The 1801-nt window shown below is 43.0% G+C and carries 2 protein-coding genes; both read left to right on the top strand.

The window, feature by feature from the left end; translation table 11 throughout:
* Positions 1-482 (top strand): permease (locus H5185_RS21955; protein ID WP_182743265.1); only part of this gene is annotated, 482 nt, incomplete at its 5' end.
* Between the two features lie 155 nt (positions 483-637).
* Positions 638-1801: glutathione synthase (locus H5185_RS21950; RefSeq protein WP_182743263.1), on the top strand; the 1164-nt coding region annotated here is incomplete at its 3' end.

Genomic DNA, 1801 nt, shown 5'->3' with positions numbered 1-1801 from the left:
CAGTTGCGAACTCATGTTGCGATACTAAACCAGTAACGACTACTGATATAGCACCAAAAAGTAAGCCTCAGAGCCGTTGGATAAGAGTTTGGCACTCTACTTGGAAGGACTTCAAACAAGTACTACCTTATCTATTTGTGGGCATTCTGTTGGGGTCAATGATCTACGGTTTTATTCCTACAGATTTAATCGTTAAATATGCCGGTGAAGCAAAATGGTACGCTATTCCTGTGGCGGCTTTAATTGGTATTCCACTTTATATTCGCGCCGAAGCAGTAATCCCTCTCAGCGCCGCATTAGTGCAAAAAGGGATGGCGATGGGTTCTGTAATGGCCTTAATTATCGGCAGTGCAGGAGCGAGTTTAACAGAAGTCATTTTACTAAAATCCCTCTTTAAAAATCAGATGATTATTGCATTTTTAGCGGTAATTTTAAGTATGGCAATGACTGCCGGATTTCTTTATAGCTATGTATTTGGTTAACACACAAAATAATGTTCTAACTCGATATGGCACTCACCGCATGCTCCTAAAGTGAGTGCCATAGGGCCTTTACGCCCCAAGATTAAATCATCTAAAACGTAAACCTATAAAATACTGGTATTGCGAATAAATTCGCCTCGCTTAAGAGAAGCATAATGAATTCACCTATTAGTCTAAAAGCCAAAGATGATGCAATAGAATGGGCGCTAACCCATGGCATGGCGTTTAAAGAAACCCAATATTCTGCCCGCCACGCGCCATTTACCTTAACGCCGAGTTTAATCAGTCGAGGTCACTATCAATACTTAAAAGATTCTGTGCATTTACTCGGTAAACTTATTCATTCTATATCAGAAGAACATGCCTTCTTATACGATGCGATTCAACCTATTACGGCTAGCGATCCCTTTTTTGCCGCCTTGCTTGGTATGCACCAGCAAGTACATTGCTCGCAGACTCCAGCGCAGAGAATGCCATTGCTCATTATGCGTAGTGACTTCATGGACGATAACGACTTAGGGCCAAAACTAGTGGAGTTTAATGGCATTGCGGCTGGTATGGGGCCCTTTGGTCAGAGAGTGCATCAACTCCACCATTATTTGCAGCAATGGCATCAACTGCCTATAGGTGAACTTGTTGATAATCATGCCATTGAACAATTATCCGCAGGCATAGCTAAAGCAACCTTTAAGATAAAACAGGAATTTGAAGATGCGGGGCCAGCAAGATTTTTGATGATAGTGCAAGAAAATGAAGACAATGTGTTTGACCAACATTTACTCGAACTCGCGTTACAACAACAAAAGATACAAACAATTCGCAGAACCTTTAGTGAACTACAAGAACAAGTTACCACAGGCGAAAAACATAGACTGATACTCGAAGGCATTGGCACTATTGATACCGTTTATCTGCGAGCGGGTTATCAATATGCAGATTATGAATCCGTTGACATCAATGGCAACAAGGACTGCCAAGCCCTGATGGCGATCCGTGTATTGATTGAAAAACATCGCGTTGCCATCAATGCCACCGTAGGACAACAACTGGCAACCAGTAAGCGGATGCAGATGCTGCTCTCGTCTATGGATGAAATGTCCTTGACTCAGTTTGGTTTAACGCTGCAACAAGCCAAAATGGTCAAATCCCTCCTCGGCGAGATGCGCTCCGTTACCCCAGAGAGTATCCAATTAGTCGAAGCATCCCCAATAGACACTTGGGTGCTAAAAAATCAAGGTGAAGGCGGTGGCAATTGCCTGTTTGGTGCCGATATTTCACATGAATTAGCCGAGTTAGAACCCGCGCAATACCAAGCATGG

This window comes from Shewanella sp. SG44-6, from assembly GCF_014164185.1.
Lineage (GTDB): Bacteria > Pseudomonadota > Gammaproteobacteria > Enterobacterales > Shewanellaceae > Shewanella > Shewanella vesiculosa.
Note: the sequence above shows the minus strand (reverse complement) of the source record. Positions and strands in the feature narration are given on the sequence as shown.